Below are 19,198 nucleotides of genomic sequence, written 5' to 3' on the forward strand. Positions count from 1 at the left end.
AGGACCATCCATGTACGACGCGATCGTGGTCGGCGCCCGTTGCGCCGGATCCACCACGGCCATGCTCCTCGCCCGGGCCGGCCACCGCGTGCTGCTGCTCGATCGCGCCACCTTTCCGAGCGACACCATGTCCACGCACTACGTCCACCAGCCCACCATCGCCCGGCTGGCCCGCTGGGGTCTCCTCGACGAGCTGCGGCAGAGTGGCTGCCCTCCGCTGGAGGTGGCCCGCTGGACCCTGTCCGGCGTCTCGGTGACCGGCTGCGCACCAGCCGTCGACGGAATCCGCGCCGCATACGGACCTCGCCGGTACGTGCTCGACACGATGCTGGTCCGGGCCGCCGGCGCGGCGGGCGCCGAGGTGCGCGAAGGGGTCAACGTCAACGGGCTGCTCTGGGAGGACGGGCGTGTCGTCGGCGTCACCGGTAGCAGCGACCGGGGCACCCCCTTCACCGAGCGCGCCCGCGTGGTGATCGGGGCCGACGGCATCGACTCGGCCGTCGCGCGCGGCGTCCAGGCACCGATGTACGAGGAGGTGCCCACCCTCTGCTGTCTGTACTACACCTACTGGAGCGGCACGCCGGCCGACTACGAGGTGTACGTCAACCAGCGCCGCGCGGTGGGGGTCGTGCCCACAAACGACGACCTGGTCATGGTCGGTATCCAGTGGCCGCGTGAGGAATTCGACGACGTGCGCAAGGACGTCGAGGGCAACTACTGGAAGGCCCTTGAGGTGGCCGCTCCCTCCCTGGCCGAGCGGCTGCGCGAGGGTCGCCGCGAGGAACGGTTCGTCGGGACGGGCCGGCTGCCGAACTTCTTCCGGCAGGCCACGGGCCCGGGCTGGGCGCTCGTCGGTGACGCCGGATTCCACAAGGATCCCGTGGGGGCGTTCGGCATCAGCGACGCGGTCCGCCACGCCGACCTGCTCGCCGAGCAACTGATCCCGGCCCTGTCCGAGGGCGGTCCACTCGACGCCGCCCTCAACCGGTACGGCGTCCGGCGCGACGAGGACGCCATGCCCGAGTACTACTTCAATCTCCAGGCGGCTCGACTGGAGCCCATGCCCGAGTTGCTCGATGTGCTGCGGGTGATCGATGGCGACCAGGAACAGGTCGACAGGTTCTTCGGACTGATCGCCGGGATGTACACCTGGCAGGAGTTCTTCACCGAAGACCTGATCGACCGCACCGAGGCCGCGCGGGCCCGTGCGGGCAGCGGCCAGACGGACTGATCGTCGGACGACCTGATCCCCCGCCCGCCACGCTGCGGGCGGGGGAGAGCGCGTTTCCGACACCTGCTCGTCGCACCGACCCCACACCGCCGTAGGCCGGTCGTCACCAGGACGACCGGCCTGCCCGCCGTGGGGTGCAGCCAGGGCCTGTTTCGCAAGGACTGGCCGGCCTGCGGCGGGCCCGGACGACGACCGGCGGCGTTGCGGTTTCATCCGGATACGACACCGGTATCCGGACGAAACCGCGCCTTGTCGGATCACCGCCCGGACTCCGCCTCGGCTCGACCGCCCCTACGAAACAGGTCCTAACGCGGGTCGACGCGCAGCGGCAGAGCCGCCAGCCGGCGTTGCATGAACAGCGGCATCCAGTCCAGCTCGGCCGGCACCGCGTCGAGTTCGGCCCGCGTGGCGGCCAGCTCCTCCAGGATCATGCTGCCCTGCTGCCGGGCGAGCACGGCCCCCACACAGAAGTGCAGCCCGTGGCCGAGAGCCAGGTGACGATAGGCGGGCCGGGCGATGTCGAACCGGTCCGGCTCGGGGTAGACGGCGGGGTCGCGGTTCGCCGCGCCCAGCAGGACGAGCACCCGTTGTCCGGCCGGGATGACGTGGTCGCCCACGTGCAGGTCCTGCCGGGTCCAGCGGCCACCGCCAGCCGTCGCCAACTGGAGCGGGCTCTCGAACCGGAGCACCTCGTCCACCGCGTTGGGGGCCAGCTCGGGCCGCTGACGAAGCAGCGTGAGCTGGTCCGGACGACGCAGGAAGCAGAGAAACGCGCTGGCGGCGAAGGCGACAAGCGTCTCGTGGCCGGAGATGAACGTCAGGATCGCGTTGGCGTGCAGCTCGTCTCGGGAGATCACCCCCTCACCCTCGGCCTGCACCAGGGCGGAGAAGAGGTCCTCTCCCGGCTCCCGGCGGCGACGCTCGGCCAGCCGGCCGAAGTAGTCGTCGAACGCCTGGAAGCCTTCCAGGGCACGCTCCAGCGAACCGGCGGCGGCCGGGATGTCCGCCGCGGGGGAGAGCGCCTGCCCCCACTCCTTGAGCAGCGGCAAGTCCGCGCGTGCCACCCCGAGCAGGTCGCCGATCACCTGGAGGGAGACCGGGAAGGCGAGGTCGTCGACCACCTCCAACCGACCCGACCGCACCGCCCGGTCGAGGATCGCCCGGGCGGTGTGACGCGCCTCGGCGAGCACCCCGGCGATCGCCGACGACGAGAACGCCCGCCGAGTCAGGTTCCGTAGCCGGGTGTGATCCGGCGGGTCCTGAAACAGCAGGGTCTGCTGCATCGGGTGCAGTTCGGCCGGCACCATGGAGAGCAGCATCTCGGACACCTCGGGCGGCGGTTGCACCCGCAGGCCGGGCTCGGCAAGGACGGCGCTGGCGTCCGCGTGGGAGGCCACCAGATACGAGTCGAGGTACTCCCAGTAGACCGGGCCGCCCAACGCGCGAATGCGTTCGTACTCCGGGTACGGGTCCGCGCGGAAGGCCGCGTTGTAAGGGTCGAAATCGTCCAGGACGGGCGGGGTCAGCTGCGACGTCGGGGTGGCGCTCACTGTGGTCTCCCTGGTTGGCGGGTGCGGCTTAACCGACCAGGTCGCCCTCGTCGGCGAAAGTGTCCTCGGGCAGCCGCCCGAGCATGTCCAGCAGACTGTCGGGCGAGAAGAAGTCCTCCGGCGCCACGGTTCCGGCGATGACGCCGAAGAAGCGGTTCGCGTGCTCCGGCGACGTGGCGAGGACCTGGACGAGATGCCGGGTCATCGGGTCGAACTCGAAACTGGCCGCCTCGCAGGTGAAGTCGTACATCATCGCCGACTCGGCGTTGCGCCGGCGCTCGTAATCCGACATCGCCTGGTCCCACCCTTCGGCGCCGGTCAGCGTCGCGTGCAGTGCCGCGCTGAGCGCCTCGGCGTCCCGCCACGCGTCGCTGATGCCCTGGCCGGTCAGCGGGTCCTTGTGGAAACCGGCGTCACCGAGCAACGCCCAACCGGGCCCGTACGGGCGGCGGTAGTAGTTCTGTAGCGCCGCCGTGCCCAGGAACCGCGACACCCGGGTGGCGCCGTCCAACTCCCGGTCCAGGGCAGGAGCCGCCGCCCGGATCGCACGGCGGTAGTGCCCCTCGATGTCCTCGCGGTAGGTCGCAGCGAACGAGTGCGGCCGGGCCGCCTGGATCAGGTAGGCGTCGTCGTGGGTGGGTATCACCCCGATCTGGGTGTCCTCCTGGATGAACACCTCGTTGCGGTTGCGTCGGTGCGCGGACAGCCCGTGCCAGTAGGTGTAGTAGACGACCGTGTAGGCGGGCCGCTCGTCGTAGCTCTCCGCGCCCACCGCGCGGGCCACCATCGAGTGCCGGCCGTCCGCGCCCACGACCACGCTGGCCCTGATCGTCTCGTCCGACCCTCCCGCGGACCGGCCGCGGACACCGCAGACCTGGTCGCCGTCGAAGAGCAGCTCCCGTACCGTGAACCCCTCCCGCACCTCGACGCCCCGCTCCCGTGCCGCCCTGACCAGCAGGGCGTCGAGCACGATGCGCCGGGGGGCGTACGCCATGTCGATGCCGTCGACCGCTGGCGCGAAGCCGCTGACCAGCGTCTCACCGAACCACCAGCGGGCCTCCCGGATCGGCGGACAGCCGCTCGCGCTGAGCTGTTCGAGCAGGCCCCAGCGCTGTAGCCGGGCCAGCCCGCTGGGCTGGATGTAGTGGGTCGACAGTCGGTCGCTGGGAAAGTGGGACCGGTCCAGCACGAGCACCCGGTGCCCGCGTTGGGCAAGCAGCATCGCGAGTGGGGAGCCGGCGCAGCGTCCCCCGATGACGATGACGTCGTACATCGTGCCTCCGCTCCGGCGCGTCCCGGCCGCCCGGTGCCGTCCACCGGGCGTGCCTCCGCGTGTGTGCTGACCAGTGGCAGCCAACCAGCGACGACGCACGGGCGTGAACGCCCGAAGAGAGGGGCCGATCGGCCCCCCTCTTCGGTGTCCCGGACCGTCCGGCACGGGGGGCGCGGAAGCACTGCCCTCTCGGCGCTGTGCCCCGGCCGCCGGTGGTGGTGGTCTTTGGTAACCAGGGGTCGCCGACCCCGAGCCGGAACCGGCACCGAGCGGGAGGAGCTCCTCTTCGATGGCTATCGACACGACGAGGTTCGAGCGGATCAGACAGGCGGCCGGTTCCCGGTCGGAGTCGGACGTCTTCGCCTTCGCCCAGGAGCACGAGGGCGGTGTGGGTGGGCTGCTCGACGAGGTCTTCGGCAACATGCCCGATGTGTTCCGGGCCGACCGGGCGAAGGGCCAGCAGGCCGACTTCCAGTACGTCATCAAGACGCCGGATGGTCCGCACGAGTACTTCGTCCGGATCCACGACGGCATCTGCGAGTCGGGTCGGGGACGGGTCGACTCTCCGCAACTCACCACCACTGTGGAGCTGCCCACGTTCCTGCGGCTGGTGACCGGACGGATCAACGGCATGCAGGCGTTCCTACGCGGCAAGGTCAAGCTCTCCGGCAACACGCTCTACGCGGCGAAATTCGAGCACTGGTTCGAGCGTCCGTCCTGAGCGGTGACGGCGGTGAGCAGGAGGAGGGGTGATGGCTTCCTGGCCGGAGGGCGGGCGGTTGGCGTTGGCGGCACCGCCCAAGGTGCGCTTCGCCGACACGCCGGTCGGGCTGCTGGCCGGCGGCGTTCGTCCGGCGTCGCCGCCTGCTCTTCCGACACCGTTGCTGTTGTGGGACCTCGCCACCCTCGTGCCCACACCCGAGCTGGACCGCGAACTGCACCGTGCGGCACTGGCCGGGCTGCTGGGGCGGCCGGCGCCGGTGCTGCCGTACCGCCCGGACCGGCGTACCGACCCGGTTGTGGCAGTTGACCTGCTCGACAGATCGGGGCGCAACGCCCACCGAGCGACCATTCTGCCCAAGCTGCTGGTGGCCCTCGCCCTCGTCCTGGCCCGGCGGGGACTACGTCCGACCGACATCGACGGGCCACCGGGTGCTGGACGCGAGGCCGTCGAGCTGGTCTCGCGGCACTGTCCGGGGCTGCGGCAGGGGGCGGTGGCCGCTGCGGTGCGAACCAACGCACTGCGCAAGCTACGTGCCACCGGCCTGGACCGGCACCTGCCGGGCGGCCGGGCGTACGGCTCGGACGACTGCCGGTGGGAGGCCCTGGTCAGACTGGCGGTCGCCCGGTCCGCGACGGCCGCTGGTGTCGTGGTCGCCACCGGTGGCGCGGAGCTCGGCGCCGCCGCCCGGCGGGCCGGGGCAACGGTCGTCGCGGTCGCGCCCCGCGGCCCGGACGTCGAGCGTTGGGCCGACCTGGTGGTCCCCGGACCCTTCGACGTCGCCGCCGCACTGCGGCCCGTGGTCGCCCACGGACTACGCCGGCCCCGGCCGGCGCTGGTGTCGTCCCACCCGACCCTTGAGGAGTGATGATGCAGCTGGGTCTGTCGTTGCCGACGGTCGGACCTCCGGGACGTCGTCGATACCTGATCGACGTCGCCGAGGCGGCCGACGAACTCGGCTTCCACTCGCTCTGGATCAGCAGCCATGTGGCGCTTCCCAAAGAGCGTGACGGTAGCTGCCTGTATCCGCGGGCGAAGACGGCCGACGCGTACAACTGGGGAGTCGCCTGGTTGGAGCCCCTCACGCTGATGGGCTTGGTGGCCGGGGTGACCGAGCGGATCAAGGTGGGCACCCACGTGCTCGCCCTGCCCTACCGCAACCCGGTCATCCTCGCCTCCGAGCTGGCCACCCTCGACCAGCTCTCGCTCGGCCGGATCATCCTGGGCGCCGGGTTGGGCTGGATGGAGGAGGAGTTCGCCATCGTCGGCGTGCCCCGTTCCCAACGGGGGGCCCGCACCGACGAGTACATCGAGGTGATGCGGACGCTGTGGCGCGGCAAGCGGCCCGTCTCCTTCCACGGACGGTTCGTCGACTTCGACGACATGTGGCTCGCCGCCCGCCCGCACAGCGAGACCGGCCCGCCCGTCTTCGTCGGCGGAAACACCGAGCACGCGCTGCGCCGCGTCGCCCGGCTCGGCGAGGGTTGGCTCGCCCACGAGCTGTACCCGGAGGAGATCCGCGCCGGCCGCGAGACGCTGGCGCGGCTGAGCCACGAGGCCGGCCGGGACCCGGCGGAGATCATGGTGACGGTCCGCCGGGGCCTGGTGCCCCCGTTCCCGGTCATGGACTTCATGTCCGACCGGGTCAGCATCACCGGGTCTGCGGACGAGGTCGCCGCCCAGTTCGACGCCTACCGCGACGCCGGTGTCTCGCTTCTGGTCCTGGATCTCTCCATGCGACCGGCAGAAATGATCAAAACCATGGAGTGGCTGCGCGAAGAGGTCACCACTGTTCAGCCGGGAAGCGACACGTCGGCCCGGTCACGATCCAGGGAGGAAATGTGAGCACTTCACCGGAACTCGTCGGGGACAGCCGTCGGGATCAGCAGATCAAGGAGATCGTCTGCGACGTTCTCGAGATGGAACCCGCTGACGTCACCGACACCAGCCTGTTCAAGGAGGACCACGGGGCCGACTCGCTGCGTGCCATCGAGATATTGGCGGCGCTGGAACGCGAGTTCGACATCACCATCGACCAGGCCGAGCTGAGCCGGATGGTCAACCTCAACGGCGTGCGGGCGGTCGTCGCCGAGGCCGAAGCCGGCCGCTGATCCGGCTGCCGGGCCCGAATGGACGGGGAGGCCATGGAAAACCCTGAAGATCGCAGCGGATCCACCCGGGTGGTGGTGACCGGGCTGGGGGTCGTCAGCAGCATCGGAATCGGTGCGGCCGACTTCCTGACCGGCCTGCGCGGTGGCCGGACCGGCGCGAAGCCGATCACGGCCTTCGACACCGATGGTTTCGCGTACGCCAACGGCTGCCAGATCGACAACTTCGATGCCAGTCGATGGCTGCGGCACACGCCGGTCGGCAGTCTGGGCCGCGCCAGCCAGTTCTCGGTCGCCGCGGCACGGATGGCGGTCGAGGACTCCGGACTGCCGCTCGACGTGCTCCGGGACCGGCGTGCGCTCGTCTCGGTGGGGACCACCGACGGGGAGTCCCATGACCTGGACCGCCTCACCGAGACCGAGGTGCGGGAGGGCTACGCGCAGCTGGACCCCGTCGTCGCCGCCCGGGTGCCCGCGGTGCGCCTCTCCACGAGCATCGTTCGGGAGCTGGAGCTGCGCGACGTGGAGACCGTCACCATCCCCACCGCGTGCGCTGCCGGCAACTACGCGGTGGGGCACGGCTACGACGCTATTCGCCTCGGTGACGCGGACGTCGCGCTGGTGGGTGGCGCGGACGCCCTCTGCCGCAAGACCTTCACCGGTTTCTACCGCCTGGGCACCATCGCCCCGCAGGCGTGTCAGCCGTTCGACCGCAACCGGCGGGGCATCCTCACCGGGGAGGGCGCCTGCATCCTCCTGCTGGAGAGCTTGGAGTCGGCGCGGGCGCGGGGCGCCCGCATCTACGCGGAGGTGCTCGGCTACGGCCTGAACTGCGACGCCCACCACCCGGTCGCGCCGGACCGGGACAGCATCGCCCGGTGCATGGAACTGGCGCAGCACAACGCCGGGGTCAAACCCGAGGAGATCGACTTCATCTCCGCGCACGGCACCGGCACCCGAGCCAACGATGTCACAGAGGCCGCCGCCATCCGGCGGGTCTTCGGTGACCGCCCCCCGCCCACCATCTCGATCAAGGCGATGATCGGCCACACCATGGGGGCGGCGAGTGCCCTTGCCGCCGCCGCCTGCGCACTGGCCATCTCCGAGAGCTTCATTCCACCGACCGTGAACCATGTCGAGACAGATCCGGAGTGCGGCCTGGACTGCGTGCCGAACCAGGCCCGCGAAGCGGAGTTGCGGGTGGTGCAGAACAACGCGCTCGCCTTCGGCGGTAACAACGCGGTGCTCATCCTCGGCCGTTGCCGACCGGACGCCGGAGTCGCGGCGTGAACGCGGGAGGTCGCCGGTGAGCGCGCTGATCACGGGAATGGGTGCGGTCGCGGCGGTCGGCGACGACGTCACGGCGATCTTCGACGCGCTGTGCGCCGGACGCAGCGGGGTCGGCCCACTGCGGGGATTCGATCCCACCCGCTTCCGGGCCCAACACGCGTACGAGATCGACGACCGGCCGCCGTCAGGGGAGGACCTGACACTACGGGCGACCCGATGGCTGGAACAGGCGGTAGAGCAGGCACTGACCGACGCCGGTCACGACGGCGACCTGACCGACGTGCCGGTGTTGATCGGCACCACCCTGCGGGAGCTGCGCTCGGTCGAGCTGAGCTGGCGGGACAGCGTCCCCTTCGACCTGCGGGACCTGCACTTCGGCACCGCGCTGCGCCGCCGCTTCGGCGCGACCCGCACCTACACTGTCGCCAACGCCTGCTCGGCGTCCCTCTACGCGCTGGGGCTGGCGACCGACCTGCTCGAACTGGGTGAGGCCGACTCCGTGGTGGTCGCCGGGGTGGACACCATCACCGAGAGCACCTACGGAATGCTCGACCGGGTCTACCCGCTCCCTCCGGACGCGGTGCGACCCTTCGACCGGGACCGTCGGGGCATGTTGCAGGGCGACGGCGCGGTGGCGATCGTGCTGCGCCGCGAGGCCGACGGCCCGGCTGGCGGCAAGTCCCACGCCAGGGTCCGCGGCGTCGGATTGAACTGCGACGCCTACCACCCGTCCGCCCCGGACCCGGACAGCATCGCGTCGGTCATCGCCGACGCGCACCGCCGCGCCGGCACCAAGCCCGCCGAGATCGACCTGGTCATGCTCCACGGCACCGGCACCCCCCGCAACGACGAGGCTGAGGCGGAAGCGCTGCGGTCGGTCTTCGCCGACGACGTCCGGTCCTGTCGGATGACCGCGATCAAGTCGATGACCGGGCACACCGCCGGCGCCTCCGGCCTGCACAGCCTCGTCGTCGCCGTCCGCGCGATGCGGGAGGGCCGGATACCGCCGGTCGTCGGCCTGGTCCGACCGATCGAGGAGGTGGCCGGATTCGGCCTGGTGGCCGACCGCGAACTACGCGCGCCGGTACGCACCGCCCAGGTCCACTCGTTCGGATTCGGCGGACTGAACGCCGTCGCGATCATCGAGAAGGTGATGTAGATGCCTGACTCAGTGGTGGTGACAGGCATCGGGACCGCCATCGCCGGCGTCCGCGACGTCGGCGACCTCCTCGGCCCCGGACCGGTGCGTGGCGACGACGATCCGACTGACCGCATCACCGGTCGCGGACACCGCTACAAGGACCGCGCGACCCGACTCGGGCTCGTCGCCGGTGCGGCCGCGCTCCGCGACGCCGGGCTGCCGACCGACCGGGCCACACCACCGCACCTCGGCACCGGCGTCGTGGTCAGCTCCAACCTGGGGAACGTGGACACGGTGTGCGACACCGTACGCACCATCGCCGACGAGACGTACCTCGCCACCAGCCCGATGCTGCTGCCCAACACGGCCAGCAACGTGATCGCGTCCTGGCTCGCGATCTCCTTCGGACTACGCGGGGTGAACCTGACCCTCTGCAACGGCCCCACCTCCGGCCTCGACGCGGTCCACTGGGCCCGGACGATCATCCGCTCCGGCCGCGCCGAACGGATGCTGGTGGTCGGCGTCGAGCCGGTGACCGAGCCGGTACGCCGACTCGCCGCGCCGGACCGCGGGGACACCCCCGCGGACCCACCCGGACCGATCACGCTCTTCGACGGCGCGGTGGGGCTGGTCCTGGAGGCTGCCCGGGTTGCCGCCGCCCGGCAGGTCCCCGTACTCGCCACCGTCGACAGGTACGCCCGTGCCGGCACCCACGACGAGGCGACCCGCGCGGTGTGCCAGCCGGACGCGCGGGTGGGACTGTGGTGTCCACCGCAGCGGCCCGCCGGTTTCCCGCTCGACCGGGCCGGACTGCCGGCCGCGGCGCGGACCGCGGCGGAACTGGACCTCACCACAGTGCTCGGGCACAGCTCCGGCGCCCTCGGCGTCCTACAGTGCGCGGCCGGCAGCGCCTGGCTGGCCGACGGGGGATCGGGATCGGTGCTGGCCACCGCCGGCATCGGTGCCCCCGCCACCACCCACCCTCGTCTCGACGACGCCACGTCCGCCCTGCTACTGACCACCGGAGCCTCCCGGTGACCGCCGCGCGATGGTCCCGCGATCCGGCGCCAGCTCCGGCGCCGGTGACCACGGCCCACCACCCGGTGCGGGTGCACCGGTTGCGGCCCGCACGTGGCCTCTCGTGCCAACGGTTGCTGCTGCTCAACGGCCTCGCCGGCAGCCCGTCGATCTGGCGGCCCTTCGCCCAGCGGGTGCCCGCCGAGATCGAACTGTGGGGGGCGGAGCTGCCCTGGGCCTCCGGCGGAGACCCCCACTGGCAGGCCGCCGGTGGCCCCACCACGGAGGCGGTCGAAGGGGCACTGGCCGCGGTTCCACGGGGCGCGGACGCCATCGTCGCCCACTCCTTCGCCGCGAACGCGGTGCTGGAGCTGCTCAGCCGACGCGTACCGGATCGGCTCCAGGCGGTCATCCTGGTCTCGCCGTTCTACCGGGCCACGGCGGAGCGTTTCGACTGGTCGGACATCAGCTACTACCTCAACGACTTCCACCGCATCCTCGCCGAGGGGATCCGGGTGTCCGCCGCCCATCCGCTGGCGCCTGAGGTGGTCGAGCGAATGGCGCTGCGGCTCCGCGAGCGGGTCGGGCCGTACGGGTGGATGCGGTTCTTCGACGCGTACCTGCGTACCCCGTTCCTGGACCTGACCAGGGTGCTGGTCCCGGTCCTGGTGGTCGGCGGCCGCAGGGACCTCGCCGTACCCATCGCGGACGTCGAGGCGCTCGCCGAGGCACTGCCGGCGGGACGGCTCGCCCGCGTCGCCGCCAGCGGCCACTTCGCCATGGCGGAACACCCGTCCTGGTTCACCTCCGTCGTCCAGGACTTCCTCGCGGTGAACGCGCCGCCGTCCCCGTTGCCCATCGTCGACGTACCCCTGGAGCTGCTGTGACCACCACGCACATCGCCGGACCGACCCTCGACGCCGTACTGCGGGAGGGGACGCGGACGCGGCTGCGGCCCCGCTACGAGGGAGCCAACATCTGCACCTGGATCGGCTTCAAGCACGTCAACTACCTGGTCGAGGAGGCGGTGCTGGAGCACCTGCGGGCTGGTGGTCTCGCGCCCGGCGGGTTGTACGAGCGGTATGGCCTCGGCGTGGACCTCGTCGACCTGGACACCCGCATCCTGCACGCGTTCCACGTCGACGACGTGGCGGTGGCGGAGGTGACCCCACTCGACCCGGTCGGCGGAGAACTGGTCTTCTCCGTCGTCCTGCTCGTTGACGGCGACCAGCCGATCCGGGCGGCCACCGCACGGGTCCGGGTCGTTCTCCGGCAGGACAGCGACAACGCCCCGGACGTGCCGCCGGAGCTGCGGCCGGTCACCACGACGGCGATCCGCCGAGCGGAGCGTGCCTCCTCGGCCGCGCCGGGCGGCAACGAGTTCCACTGGAGCTGGCGGATCCCGTACTTCTACTGCCACTTCACCGAGCGGCTACAGATGTCGGGCTACCTGCGGCTGATGGAGGAGGCCGTGGACCTCTTCCTCGAGCAGCGCGGCATCTCCATCCGGACGCTGCTGGACGAGCAGGACTGGATTCCCGTCGTGCCCCGCTCGCGCATCACCATTCTCGACGAGGTTCGGATGGAGCAGGACCTCGAGTTGGTCTTCACTGTCGAGAACGTCTTCAAGGGGCTCACGTACGACGCGCGGCTGGACTGGTACGTCCAGGACCAGGACGGGCGGCGACACGTGGCGGTGGGCCGGATCACCCACGGGTACGCCCTGATCGAGAACCGACGGGACTGGCGTCTGGTCGAGTTCGACGAGCGGATGCTCAGCGCGTTGTCGGCGCCACCCGCCGGGGCCGGTGCGGTGCGCGGCCGGGGCGGTATGGCCGGGGAGCCACGGGGATGAGAGACGTCGTCATCACTGGCGTCGGCGCCGTCACGTGCCACGGTGTCGGCACCGCCGCGCTGTGGCAGGCGATGTGCCAGGCCCCGGTTCGCCTGCCGGACCGGCTCCCCGACCCGTACGCCCCGGGTCAGCACCCGTACATGTACCTCGCGCCGCCCGATCCGCTGCCCGAGGCTCCCGGCGCGGCGTCCCGGCTCGCCGTCGCCGCGGCGACGGAGGCCCTGGACGCCGCCGGCCTGCCCGCCGGCACCCACCCACCTACGCCACTCAACGTCGTCGTCGGCACCTGCATGGGGGAGACCGGCCGGGAGGAGCAGCGACGCGCCGCCGGCGGCACGCCGGGCCCGGAGCCGACCTTCTCGGTGGCGACAGAACTGGGCGACCGGCTGCGGGCCACCGGCGTCAACACCAGCGTCAGCAACGCCTGCGCCGCCAGTGGCTACGCACTGGGCATTGCCGCGGACATGATCCGGGTCGGCGAGGCCGATCTCGTGTTGGCCGGTGGCGCCGACGCCTACTCCCGGGTGGCGGTCGGGTGTTTCGATCGGATGCGGGCGGCGGACTCGGTTCGGTGCCGGCCGTTCGACCGACACCGTCAGGGCACCGTGTTCGGCGAGGGCGCGGCCATGCTGGTACTGGAGTCGGCCGAGCACGCCGTCGCCCGCGGTGCCGTGCCGCTGGCGAGGCTCGGCCGGTCCGGGTGGAGCTGCGACGCGTACCACCCGACCGCACCGGAGCCGAGTGCCGAACAGATCGTGCGCGCGATGCGGCAGGCGTTGGGCGAGGACGCGCCCGACGACGCCGGCATGACTGGCGGACGACTCGGGTGCGTCATCCCGCACGGCACCGGGACCAAGCTCAACGACGTGGTGGAGAGCCAGGCGCTGCGCCAGGTGCTCGGGGCGGCGGTGCTGGACGTGCCGCTGTACAGCCTCAAGGCGCTGATCGGGCACACCGGTGGCGCCGCCGCCGCCCTGGCCGCGGTCGCCGCGACGCTGATCCTGCGGCACGGCACCGTTCCGCCGAACGTCCCGCTCGACAGCCAGGACCCGGAGTGCAAGGTCTTCCTGCCGCACGTCCCGTCGCCGCTGGCCGCCCGACGCCTGCTTGTCAACGCGTACGCGTTCGGTGGGAACAACACCTCCTTCCTGATCGAGTCCGGGGACGCGGCATGAAGTCCGCCGGCTGGGTCGCCGTCACCGGTGTCGGCGTGGTCACCCCGGGAGGTGACGATCCGCTGACCGCCCGGTCTGACGATCCGGCCCCGGGTTCCTGGTTCGACGCGAGTTCCCGGCTCGGGCGTCGCGGCTACCGCTACCTGCCACCGGCCGCGCAGTACCTGCTCGCCGCGGCGCGACGGGCCGTACCCGAGGCGGGGTTCGCGGACGTGCCCGCCGCCCGGCGGGCCGTCGCGGTGGGTTCCAACAACGGCGCCGCCGCGCTTCTCGCCGGGATGGACCAGACCCTGGTCGAGCAGGACGCGGACCACCTCAGCCCGGCGACGGCGCCGTTCTTCGCGGTGAACGTCCTCGCCAGCCGGCTCTGCGCGGAGCACGATCTCAAGGGGTTCAGCCTGACCCTCACCTCACCGCTCGTCGCCGGTCTGGAGGGGGTGGAGATCGGCGGTCGGGCACTGACTGTCGGACGGGCCGACGTGGTGCTCGCCGCCGCCACCGAGGAGCGGCTGTCCGAGGACGCGCCCCGGGCGGACCAGAGCGATCAGGGCGCCGTGGTGCTCGTCCTGCAACAGGTCGCCGCCGGCGCGGCCGCGCCACCCGGCACCCTCGGTGGCTGCCGGGTGCGGACCGCCTTCGTGCCGCCGGGCCTGGTCCAGGAGCCGGTCGGGGCGCGACAGGCCGGCCGGACGATCACCTCCCTGGTCCGGGCGGTCACCGGATCCGAACGACCGGACCTGGCCGTGCACCTCGTCACCGACGAGTCGGCAGTGGCCGAGGCGGTCGTGGCGGCGGTGGGGCGAGACAGCGTCAGCAGTGTGCAGCGATCCGGCGTCGGGTGCGTCGCGCCGATGCTGCGGTTGGCGCGGGAACTGTGCGACAGGTCGCGCGGTGACCGCGACGCCGGGTCGCTGCTGCTGACCGCCGACGAGGGAGGGAACCTCGCCGCCGCCTACGTCCGGCCGGGTCCGGGTGCCTTTCACGAGCTGAGGGAGTGACATGTTGATTCCGTTGCGCGATACCTGGTCCATGATTCTCGGCGCGTCGAGCGGCATGGGACGGGCCACCGCCCTGGCGCTCGCCCGGGCCGGCAGCAACATCATCGGCGTCCACTTCGACCACGGTCCGGCCGCGGAGTCCGTCGCGGAGCTGTCCAAGGAGATCGAGGGGTACGGGGTCCAGGCACGGTTCTGGAACATGAACGCCGCGAGCGCCCGGACCCGGGCCGAGTTGGTGCCGCTGGTCGCCGAGCTGACCGACGGCGCGGGCCCGCACGTCCTCCTGCACTCGCTGGCCTTCGGCTCTCTCGTGCCGTACCTGCCACGGGCCGGTCACGGGACGACCCTCGTCCAGCGGCAACTGGAGATGACTGTCGACGTCATGGCGCACAGCCTCGTCTACTGGGTGCAGGACCTCATGGCGGCGCGGCTGCTGCGGCGGGGCGCGAAGATCTACGCGATGACCAGCGCCGGTGTGGTGCAGGCGTTACCGAGTTACGGCGCCGTCTCGGCGGCGAAGGCCGCGCTCGAGTCCCACGTTCGGCAACTCGCCTGTGAGCTGGCACCGCACGGTGTCGCGGTCAACGCGCTGCGCGCCGGTGTCACGGTGACGCCGTCACTGCGGCGGATCCCCGAACACGCCGAGTTCGTGGCCCGTGCCGGAAGCGGCAACCCGCACGGCCGGCTGACCGAACCGGAGGACGTGGCCGAGGCCGTGGTCCTGCTGTCCGGAACGGACTCGTCCTGGCTGACCGGAAACACGATCGGGGTGGACGGCGGCGAGTTGTTGGCCGCGGGCGACGCGTGGGAGCTGGGCACCGACTCGGCCCCGGCCGACCGGCCGTCAGCCGCGGCGGCGGTCCGATGACCGGCGGGACACTCCCACCCGGCGAGAGGGGACGATCATGAGCAGGCAGGCGCGGACGGGTGACCGTCTCGTGCTGACCGACTGGGCGGCTCTGTCACCGTGGGGTGTCGGCGCGGACAGTCTCGCGGCCGGAATCAGATCCGGTCGGACAGCGGTGGCCGAGCTGGATCCGGACGTCTGGCGGACGCCGTACCGGCAGGGCGCCCCGATCGCGGACCTGGACCTGCCCGGGTTGCTGGGCAGCAAGGGCATCCGGTCGATGGACCGGGCCACCGGCATCGCCGTGGCGACCGTCGGACTGCTCCTCGCCAAACACCCCATCGACCGGCTGGCGAGCACCCACTCCGATGTCGGACTTGTGCTCGGCACGACCTCGGGCAGCGTGCAGAGCATGATGAGCTTCACCCGTGACTCGCTGACCGGGGCGAAGCCGTACCACGTCGATCCGGCCCGCTTCCCGAACACGGTGATGAACCGCGCGGCGGGACAGTGCGCGATCTGGCACGGGCTCAAGGGCCCGAACACGACTGTGGCCGGTGGCGCGGTCACCGGCCTGCTGGCCCTCAGCTACGCGATGCGCCTGCAGCGCGGGGGTCACTGTGCCGTCGTCGTGTGCGGTGCGGTCGAGGAGTTCTCCGAACAGCGTGCCTGGTTGGAGTGGCATGCCCGCGCCGACGGCGTCGAGCCGGCGCCGCTCGGGGAGGGCGCGGTGGTCTTCCTCGCCGAGTGGGAGAGTTCCGCCGTCGCACGGGGCCGGGAGCCGGTGGCGGATCTGCTGGCCACGGAGTTCGGCGCGTTCACGGACCCGGAGTCGGCCCGCTCCGCGTTGGCGCGGTGCGTCAGCCGCGCTCTGGGCCGAGCCGGGATCCGCGCCGAGGAGATCGACCTCGTGGTGCCCGGCGCGGCGGGCGGCTCGCTTGGCGAGGCCGAGCAGTGGGCGCTCGACGATGCCCTCGGTGGCGACAGAGCCCCCCGACTGCGGCACCGGAACCTGCTCGGAGACACCGCCTCGGTGTCGGCGAACGTCCAGATCGCTGTGGCGTTGGTGGCGGACGCCCCGGGCTCACCTGGCGATCGGTTGGCGCTTGTCACGTCCGTCGACCGCGAGGGCATCACCGGCTGCCTGCTGATGAGACTGCGTGGCCATCGGGAAAGGGTCGGACAGCCACCGACGGATGCCGGGGCGCCGACCGGAGGAAGGGAGAACCAGAGATGACGGAGAACAGCACAGGTCTGGTCGACAAGGAGGATCTGCGGGAGACCCTGGCGGAGATCCTCGACATCGACACCGAGGAGATCACCGACGAGGCGAACTTCGTCGACGACCTGGGGGTCGACTCGCTGATGGCGCTGGAGATCACCGTACGGCTGGAGAAGAAGTACGGCGTCCGGATGCAGGAGCACGAACTCGTCGAGGTGACAAGCCTGAACAAGACCTGTCGACTGCTGACCGAGAAGCTCGGCGGGCAGCCGTGACCGCCGGGCTTCGGACACCAGAGCTGACGAGCGTGCCGCTGTCCCCGAGTCGCCTGGGACTGACTCCCACCGAGGTTCGGGGAACCGACGACGGCCTCTCCTTCAGCGTCGAGGTCCCGACCGACCTGCCGGTGCTGGCCGGGCACTTTCCCGGGCTGCCGATCCTGCCGGGCGTGTGCCTGATCGACGTGCTCCAACGGGTGATCACCGCAGCCGTCCCCCGCGCGGACGGTGCTCGGCTGTCGCACATCCACAGGTGTCGGTTCCGGTCTCCGGTGTGGCCGGGGGACCGGTTGGACTACGACCTGACCCTCTCCCGGGACGAGAACGGACTGAACTGCCACGCGGTGGTGCGGGGTCCGGGTGGGCCGGTCGCGGAGATCCGGTTGCGCTACGAGGTGGACGAATGACGGCAGGCGTGGTGGCGGAGGCCACCGAGGTGACGCGGGTCATTCCGCACCGGTTCCCGGTCCTGCTGGTCGACCAGGTGACCGAGGTGGTCGTGGGACACAGCCTCACGGCACGCAAGGCGGTGAGCGCCAACGAGCCCTGCTACGGCAACCTCGGCCCGGACCAGTCCGCCAGCGAGCTGGAGTATCCGGCGGCTCTGCTTGTCGAGTCCTGGGGACAGGCGGCAGTGCTGCTGGCCGCCTGGGAACACCCCACCTCGGACGTGCGGGCCGGGCGGATCGACCTGGCCGGCGCCATCGAGCGGGTGCGGTTCCTGCGTCCCGTGCTGCCGGGCAGCGTGCTGGAGCACCGGGTGCGGATCGTCCGGGCGGTGGGCGACACGGCGATCCTGGCCGGCGAGTCCTTTGTGGATGGCGCGACGGTGATGGAGATCGGCCACTTCGTCGTGGCACTGCGGCCGGTGACCGATCTGACAGATGCGGTCGCGGCCTCGACAGCTGTCGAGGGGAGGGCGCTGACATGACCACGTCGCAACGACCTGTCGCGCTGGTCAGTGGAGGCTCGCGGGGCATCGGGCGGGCGGTGTGCCGCCGACTCGCGGCCGACGGCTTCGACGTCGCCTTCTGCTACCGGCAACGCCGCGAGACCACCGAGGAACTGACCAAGGCCGTCGAGGCGAGCGGAGCGAAGGTTTTCGGGGCGCAGGTCGACGTGGCCGACGGCGAGGCGGTACGCCGGTTCGTGGCGACCGCGGAGGACACGTTGGGCCCCCTGACGGCGGTCGTCACCTCCGCCGGCATCGTCCGGGACCGCCCGCTGGTCATGATGTCCGACGAGGAGTGGCGAGATGTCCGCCAGGTCAACCTCGACGGCACCTACCACGTCTGCCGGGCGGCCATTTTCTCGATGATGAAGCGGCGCAGCGGACGAATCGTCACGCTGTCTTCGGTCGCCGGTGTCTACGGCAACGCCACGCAGGCGAACTACGCCGCCGCCAAGGCGGGGATCATCGGCTTCACCAGGTCAGTCGCCAAGGAGGTGGGAAGGTACGGCATCCGGGCGAACGTGGTGGCACCCGGGTTCATCGAGACCGACATGACCACGGACCTGCCGGAGAAGGTGCGTACGGAGATGCGGCGACAGATCCCGCTCGGCCGTTTCGGTCAGCCGGACGACGTCGCCGACCTCGTCTCCTTCCTCGTCTCCGACCAGGCCCGCTACATCACCGGCCAGGTGTTTCAGGTGGACGGCGGGATCACCGTCTGACCGGGCCGGACCATCACCCACTCGGAGGGACCATGCCGCGGCAAGCAGGCACGCACCCGCGCCAGGCGACGTTCTACTTCTCGTTGCGCAGCCCGTACTCCTGGCTGACCTATCTCGACCTGCGCGACCGGTATCCGGACGCCATGGACGCGATGCGCTGGTTGCCGTTCTGGGAGCCGGACGAGCGGACGACCCGGCTCATCGCGGAGCAGGGCGGGCGCTTCGACTACTCGCCGATGTCGCGGGCGAAGCACCTCTACATTCTGCGAGACATTCGACGGCTCAGCCGGGAACGGAATCTGGAGGTGACGTGGCCGCTGGACCGGAACCCACACTGGGAGGTGTCGCACCTGCCGTTCTTCGCGGCGCAACGACAGGGTGTCGGTCGTCGTTACGTCGACCGGGTGTACCAGGCGCGCTGGCAGGAGGGCCGGGACATCTCCGATCCGGCCACCATCGCCGCCATCGGTGCGGAGATCGGGCTCGCTGACGTCGCGGACGCCGTGAACGATCCGGTGGCCCGCCAGGAGGGCGCGGCGGCGCTGGCGGAGGCCGGACGGGTCGGCGCCTTCGGGGTGCCGTTCTTCGTCGTCGACCGTGATGCCTTCTGGGGCCTGGACCGGCTGCCGCAGGTCATCTCGGCTCTGCGTGGTCACCAGGCGCCGGCTTCGAGGACGGACGATCATGCCGGGGACGACGCGTTGGTGGCTGCTGCGGGCGGCGCGTCGTCCACCGACGGCGGCCACGCGGGAGGGTGCGGCTGATCCCTACGGCCTGCGACGGGGCTCGTCCACCCTGCGTACGATGCGGGGTCGAGT

The 19,198-nt window shown here is 71.4% G+C and carries 21 protein-coding genes; 19 read left to right on the top strand and 2 right to left on the bottom strand.

Translation table 11 applies throughout. The features are described from left to right. The first annotated feature begins 10 nt into the window (after positions 1–10). Positions 11–1,231 carry an NAD(P)/FAD-dependent oxidoreductase gene (locus tag AB0A95_RS19010; protein WP_357557039.1) on the top strand — a complete coding sequence of 407 codons (1,221 nt, stop codon included), beginning with the start codon at positions 11–13 and terminating at the stop codon, positions 1,229–1,231. Positions 1,232–1,536: 305 nt separating this feature from the next. On the opposite strand, the gene AB0A95_RS19015 is transcribed toward AB0A95_RS19010, so the two are convergent. Both AB0A95_RS19015 and AB0A95_RS19020 read right to left on the bottom strand, forming a co-directional pair. Continuing rightward, complete coding sequence (locus tag AB0A95_RS19015; protein ID WP_357557040.1) at positions 1,537–2,781, bottom strand: cytochrome P450; 1,245 nt, start codon at positions 2,779–2,781, stop codon at positions 1,537–1,539. 28 nt (positions 2,782–2,809) lie between these two features. Then, a complete protein-coding gene (locus AB0A95_RS19020) occupies positions 2,810–4,054 on the bottom strand; it encodes an NAD(P)/FAD-dependent oxidoreductase (RefSeq protein ID WP_357557041.1) in 1,245 nt (414 codons plus the stop codon). A 289-nt stretch (positions 4,055–4,343) separates the two neighbouring features. Here AB0A95_RS19020 and AB0A95_RS19025 point away from each other — a divergent pair, with 289 nt between their 5' ends. The 18 genes from AB0A95_RS19025 to AB0A95_RS19110 are packed head-to-tail and all read left to right on the top strand — an operon-like array spanning position 4,344 to position 19,144. After that, positions 4,344–4,775, top strand: coding sequence for an SCP2 sterol-binding domain-containing protein (locus tag AB0A95_RS19025; RefSeq protein ID WP_357557042.1), 432 nt, complete (start codon positions 4,344–4,346; stop codon positions 4,773–4,775). A gap of 31 nt (positions 4,776–4,806) precedes the next feature. Continuing rightward, positions 4,807–5,643, top strand: coding sequence for a hypothetical protein (locus AB0A95_RS19030; RefSeq protein ID WP_357557043.1), 837 nt, complete (start codon positions 4,807–4,809; stop codon positions 5,641–5,643). Further along, on the top strand, positions 5,643–6,620 hold the full coding sequence (locus tag AB0A95_RS19035; RefSeq protein ID WP_357557044.1) for an LLM class F420-dependent oxidoreductase: 978 nt from the start codon (positions 5,643–5,645) through the stop codon (positions 6,618–6,620). The genes AB0A95_RS19030 and AB0A95_RS19035 overlap by 1 nt, the downstream gene beginning before the upstream one ends. Further along, positions 6,617–6,886: an acyl carrier protein gene (locus AB0A95_RS19040; RefSeq protein ID WP_357557045.1), complete on the top strand. Its 270-nt coding sequence runs from the start codon at positions 6,617–6,619 to the stop codon at positions 6,884–6,886. Before AB0A95_RS19035 ends, AB0A95_RS19040 begins: the two co-directional genes overlap by 4 nt. Before the next feature lie 33 nt (positions 6,887–6,919). Then, on the top strand, positions 6,920–8,173 hold the full coding sequence (locus AB0A95_RS19045; RefSeq protein WP_357557046.1) for a beta-ketoacyl-[acyl-carrier-protein] synthase family protein: 1,254 nt from the start codon (positions 6,920–6,922) through the stop codon (positions 8,171–8,173). A gap of 16 nt (positions 8,174–8,189) precedes the next feature. Beyond that, positions 8,190–9,332, top strand: coding sequence for a beta-ketoacyl-[acyl-carrier-protein] synthase family protein (locus AB0A95_RS19050; protein WP_357557047.1), 1,143 nt, complete (start codon positions 8,190–8,192; stop codon positions 9,330–9,332). Beyond that, positions 9,333–10,352 (top strand): beta-ketoacyl synthase N-terminal-like domain-containing protein, encoded by a 1,020-nt coding sequence (locus tag AB0A95_RS19055; RefSeq protein WP_357557048.1) that lies wholly within the window; start codon positions 9,333–9,335, stop codon positions 10,350–10,352. After that, positions 10,349–11,218, top strand: a complete 870-nt coding sequence (locus tag AB0A95_RS19060; RefSeq protein WP_357557049.1) for an alpha/beta hydrolase — start codon at positions 10,349–10,351, stop codon at positions 11,216–11,218. Before AB0A95_RS19055 ends, AB0A95_RS19060 begins: the two co-directional genes overlap by 4 nt. Continuing rightward, the gene (locus tag AB0A95_RS19065) at positions 11,215–12,186 is read left to right on the top strand and encodes a thioesterase family protein (RefSeq protein WP_357557050.1); all 972 of its coding nucleotides are present in this window, start codon (positions 11,215–11,217) and stop codon (positions 12,184–12,186) included. Before AB0A95_RS19060 ends, AB0A95_RS19065 begins: the two co-directional genes overlap by 4 nt. Continuing rightward, positions 12,183–13,361, top strand: coding sequence for a beta-ketoacyl synthase N-terminal-like domain-containing protein (locus AB0A95_RS19070; RefSeq protein WP_357557051.1), 1,179 nt, complete (start codon positions 12,183–12,185; stop codon positions 13,359–13,361). The genes AB0A95_RS19065 and AB0A95_RS19070 overlap by 4 nt, the downstream gene beginning before the upstream one ends. Beyond that, entirely contained in the window at positions 13,358–14,359 is a 1,002-nt protein-coding gene (locus AB0A95_RS19075; protein ID WP_357557052.1) for a beta-ketoacyl synthase N-terminal-like domain-containing protein, read from the top strand. The genes AB0A95_RS19070 and AB0A95_RS19075 overlap by 4 nt, the downstream gene beginning before the upstream one ends. Before the next feature lies 1 nt (position 14,360). Continuing rightward, complete coding sequence (locus AB0A95_RS19080) at positions 14,361–15,227, top strand: SDR family oxidoreductase (RefSeq protein ID WP_357557053.1); 867 nt, start codon at positions 14,361–14,363, stop codon at positions 15,225–15,227. Positions 15,228–15,264: 37 nt separating this feature from the next. After that, positions 15,265–16,443 carry a beta-ketoacyl synthase N-terminal-like domain-containing protein gene (locus AB0A95_RS19085; RefSeq protein ID WP_357557054.1) on the top strand — a complete coding sequence of 393 codons (1,179 nt, stop codon included), beginning with the start codon at positions 15,265–15,267 and terminating at the stop codon, positions 16,441–16,443. After that, the gene (locus AB0A95_RS19090; RefSeq protein ID WP_357557055.1) at positions 16,440–16,703 is read left to right on the top strand and encodes an acyl carrier protein; all 264 of its coding nucleotides are present in this window, start codon (positions 16,440–16,442) and stop codon (positions 16,701–16,703) included. The genes AB0A95_RS19085 and AB0A95_RS19090 overlap by 4 nt, the downstream gene beginning before the upstream one ends. A 32-nt stretch (positions 16,704–16,735) precedes the next feature. Further along, complete coding sequence (locus AB0A95_RS19095) at positions 16,736–17,113, top strand: hypothetical protein (protein ID WP_357557056.1); 378 nt, start codon at positions 16,736–16,738, stop codon at positions 17,111–17,113. Continuing rightward, positions 17,110–17,637, top strand: a complete 528-nt coding sequence (locus AB0A95_RS19100; protein ID WP_357557057.1) for a beta-hydroxyacyl-ACP dehydratase — start codon at positions 17,110–17,112, stop codon at positions 17,635–17,637. Before AB0A95_RS19095 ends, AB0A95_RS19100 begins: the two co-directional genes overlap by 4 nt. Further along, on the top strand, positions 17,634–18,380 hold the full coding sequence (gene fabG / locus AB0A95_RS19105) for a 3-oxoacyl-[acyl-carrier-protein] reductase (RefSeq protein ID WP_357557058.1): 747 nt from the start codon (positions 17,634–17,636) through the stop codon (positions 18,378–18,380). The genes AB0A95_RS19100 and fabG overlap by 4 nt, the downstream gene beginning before the upstream one ends. A gap of 32 nt (positions 18,381–18,412) precedes the next feature. Further along, the gene (locus tag AB0A95_RS19110; protein WP_357557059.1) at positions 18,413–19,144 is read left to right on the top strand and encodes a DsbA family protein; all 732 of its coding nucleotides are present in this window, start codon (positions 18,413–18,415) and stop codon (positions 19,142–19,144) included. The last annotated feature ends 54 nt before the right edge of the window (positions 19,145–19,198 follow it).

It is taken from the genome of Micromonospora sp. NPDC049230 (assembly GCF_040647875.1).
GTDB lineage: Bacteria > Actinomycetota > Actinomycetes > Mycobacteriales > Micromonosporaceae > Micromonospora.

Excerpts from the sequence above, each read along its gene's own strand:
- AB0A95_RS19030 (WP_357557043.1), top strand. The coding sequence starts at position 4,807 with ATGGCTTCCTGGCCGGAGGGCGGGCGGTTGGCGTTGGCGGCACCGCCC.
- AB0A95_RS19100 (WP_357557057.1), top strand. The coding sequence starts at position 17,110 with ATGACGGCAGGCGTGGTGGCGGAGGCCACCGAGGTGACGCGGGTCATT.
- AB0A95_RS19080 (WP_357557053.1), top strand. The coding sequence starts at position 14,361 with ATGTTGATTCCGTTGCGCGATACCTGGTCCATGATTCTCGGCGCGTCG.
- AB0A95_RS19025 (WP_357557042.1), top strand. The coding sequence starts at position 4,344 with ATGGCTATCGACACGACGAGGTTCGAGCGGATCAGACAGGCGGCCGGT.
- AB0A95_RS19075 (WP_357557052.1), top strand. The coding sequence starts at position 13,358 with ATGAAGTCCGCCGGCTGGGTCGCCGTCACCGGTGTCGGCGTGGTCACC.
- AB0A95_RS19090 (WP_357557055.1), top strand. The coding sequence starts at position 16,440 with ATGACGGAGAACAGCACAGGTCTGGTCGACAAGGAGGATCTGCGGGAG.
- AB0A95_RS19070 (WP_357557051.1), top strand. The coding sequence starts at position 12,183 with ATGAGAGACGTCGTCATCACTGGCGTCGGCGCCGTCACGTGCCACGGT.
- AB0A95_RS19020 (WP_357557041.1), bottom strand. The coding sequence starts at position 4,054 with ATGTACGACGTCATCGTCATCGGGGGACGCTGCGCCGGCTCCCCACTC.
- fabG (WP_357557058.1), top strand. The coding sequence starts at position 17,634 with ATGACCACGTCGCAACGACCTGTCGCGCTGGTCAGTGGAGGCTCGCGG.
- AB0A95_RS19035 (WP_357557044.1), top strand. The coding sequence starts at position 5,643 with ATGATGCAGCTGGGTCTGTCGTTGCCGACGGTCGGACCTCCGGGACGT.
- AB0A95_RS19010 (WP_357557039.1), top strand. The coding sequence starts at position 11 with ATGTACGACGCGATCGTGGTCGGCGCCCGTTGCGCCGGATCCACCACG.
- AB0A95_RS19110 (WP_357557059.1), top strand. The coding sequence starts at position 18,413 with ATGCCGCGGCAAGCAGGCACGCACCCGCGCCAGGCGACGTTCTACTTC.
- AB0A95_RS19085 (WP_357557054.1), top strand. The coding sequence starts at position 15,265 with ATGAGCAGGCAGGCGCGGACGGGTGACCGTCTCGTGCTGACCGACTGG.
- AB0A95_RS19055 (WP_357557048.1), top strand. The coding sequence starts at position 9,333 with ATGCCTGACTCAGTGGTGGTGACAGGCATCGGGACCGCCATCGCCGGC.
- AB0A95_RS19045 (WP_357557046.1), top strand. The coding sequence starts at position 6,920 with ATGGAAAACCCTGAAGATCGCAGCGGATCCACCCGGGTGGTGGTGACC.